1 protein-coding gene is annotated in these 2,700 nt (G+C 70.5%); it reads right to left on the bottom strand.

All coding sequences use genetic code 11. The annotated features are described in order from the left end of the window. A partial coding sequence (locus D7V88_RS40495) for a non-ribosomal peptide synthetase (protein WP_244238661.1) occupies positions 1-2,665 on the bottom strand: 2,665 nt, incomplete at its 3' end. Between the last annotated feature and the right edge of the window lie 35 nt (positions 2,666-2,700).

Below are 2,700 nucleotides of genomic sequence, written 5' to 3'. Positions count from 1 at the left end.
GGGCCACGGGGGCGGCGGAGGCCGCGGGGCCTCCGGATTCACGCTCCATGCGCCGGGCCAGTTCGTTCACGGTGGAGTGCTCGAAGAGCCACACCACGGGGACGTCGCGCTGGAGTTCCTCGCGCAGACGCGCGGCGATGCGCACCACGGACAGCGACGTGCCGCCCAGGTCCTCGAAGAGGTGGTCGTGCACGCCCACGCGCTCCGCGCCCAGTTCGCGGGCGAAGACGGCGGCCATCCGCTGCTCCGTCGGATCGGTGGGCTCCACGAAGCGGCCCTGACGTCCGGTGGACACGGCGTCGGGCGCGGGCAGCGCCTTCCTGTCCACCTTGTTGCTGGGACTCAGGGGCAGGGTGGCCAGCGTCACGAAGGTCGACGGCACCATGTACTCGGGCAGCCGTTGCCGCATGCCCGCGCGCAGGGCCGTGACATCCAGCACATGGCCCTCCCGAGGCATCGCGTAGGCGACGAGCCGCTTGTCGCCGGGCACGTCCTCGCGCACCACCACGGCGACCTCCAACACGGAGGGCAGGTCGCGCAGGGCGGCCTCCACTTCGGCCAGTTCGATGCGGAAGCCGCGCACCTTCACCTGGTGGTCGATGCGGCCCAGGAACTCCAGCACGCCATCCGCGCCCCAGCGCACCAGATCGCCCGTGCGGTACAGCCGCGCGCCGGGCGTGGTGCCCTGCGCATCCGGGACGAAGCGCTCCGCGGTGAGTTCGGGCCGCGACACGTAGCCGCGCGACAGGCCGGCACCGCCCAGGTACAGCTCACCCGGCACGCCGACGGGCACCGGGTGCATCGACGCATCCAGCACGTAGCCCGTCGTGTTGGACAACATCGGCCCGATGGGCACCGAGCCGTCCACCTGGTCGGGATGCGACACCTTGAAGGTGTTCGAGGCGACCGTGCACTCGGAGGGTCCGTAGATGTTGGTGACGCTGGTCGTTCCGGACGCGACGGCCTTGCGCACGTGGGGCGCGGAGATGATGTCTCCGCCCACGAACACCTCGCGCAGTGGCCCGAGGATGTCCGACTGGTACTCCACGATCTGCGAGAAGAGCCCGGTCGGAACGTGGGCGAGCGTGACGCCGTGGTGCTTCACCACCCGGGCGACTTTTTCCAGGTCGCTCGCCGCGTACTGGCCCGAGAAGATGACGAGCCGGCAGCCACTCAGCAGGGGGAGCCACAGCTCCAGCACGGAGCCGTCGAAGGAGACGGGCGCCAGGAGCATCATCGTCTCGCCGACGCCGTAGTTCCCGAAGCTGTCCGACTGGACCAGCCGCAGCACGCTGCGCTGTTCGATGCCGATGCCCTTGGGCCGTCCGGTGCTGCCGGACGTGAAGATCACGTAGGCCAGGTTGTGCGGGCCCACGTCGACGACCGGCGCGGTGGCGGGATGCGAGGTGAGCGACAGCTCCTCCACGAAGAGGATGGGCGCGTCGCCTTCCACAGGCGGCAACCGCCCGTGCAGGTCGCGCCGGGTGATGAGCAGGTGGGGTCGGGCGTCCTCCAGCATGAAGGCGAGCCGCTGCGCGGGGTACGAGGCGTCCATCGGAAGGTACGCACCGCCCGCCTTGAGCGTGGCCAGCGCGCAGACGACGAAGGACACCGAGCGCTCCAGGCACACCGCCACCAGCTTTTCCGGCCCCACGCCCTGGGCCCTCAGCTCATGCGCGAGCTGATTGGCCCGGGCATCGAGCTGGGCGTACGTCAGCCGCTCGTCCTCGGACTCCAGCGCGACCGCGTCCGGATGCCGTGCCACCTGGAGCGCGAACTGCGCCGCGACGCTGATGTCGGAGGCGTAGGGACGGACGGAGTCGTTGAAGTCGACGAGTACCTGCTGCCGCTCCGCCGGCGTGAGCCAGGGCAGGGAAGCCAGCGGCAGGTCCGGACCGGAGACAGCGGCCTCCATCAGCGTGCGCAGGTGACCGGCCATGCGGGCCACGGTGTCGTGCTCGAAGAGGTCGGTGCTGTACTCGATGGCGCCGTGCAGGCCGTCCGGCGTCTCCGTGAGCAGCAGGCCCAGGTCGAAGCGCGCCGTGGCGCTGTCCACGTCCAGCATGCGCAGCGTGAGGCCCGGTGCCTGGAGCGTGCCGGCCGGGGCGTTCTGGAGCGCGAAGATGACCTGCACCAGCGGCGTGCGGCCCAGGTCGCGCTGCACTTGAAGCTCTTCCACCAGCTTCTCGAACGGCAGGTCCTGGTGCTCGTAGGCCGCGAACGTCGTGTCCCGCACCTGCGTCAAGAGCGAGCGGAAGGACGCGTCTGGATGGATGCGGGCGCGCAGCACCAGCGTGTTGATGAAGAAACCGACCAGTCCCTCCAGCTCCCCCTGGTTGCGGCCCGCGATGGGCGAGCCCACCAGCAGGTCCTGCTGACGGCTGTAGCGCGACAGCAGCAGTTGCCACACGGAGAGCAGCGCCATGAACGACGTGGCGCCTTCCTGCCGCGCGAGCGCGCCCAACCGTTCGCTCAGGACGCGGGGCAGGTGCAGGGGCAGCAGTGCTCCGCGAGGGGAGCGCTGCGTGGGGCGCGGCTTGTCGGTGGGCAGGTCCAGGACGTGTGGCGCGCCCGCGAGTTGGTCCTTCCACCACGCGACCTGCTTCGCGAGCACGTCGCCCTGGAGCCAGCCGCGCTGCCAGGAGGCGAAGTCGGCGTACTGCACGGGCAGGGACGGAAGCCCGTGAGGCTTCCCTGTGG

Source organism: Corallococcus terminator, from assembly GCF_003611635.1.
GTDB classification, from domain to species: Bacteria; Myxococcota; Myxococcia; order Myxococcales; family Myxococcaceae; genus Corallococcus; species Corallococcus terminator.
This window is presented reverse-complemented; position numbering and strand designations above follow the sequence as displayed.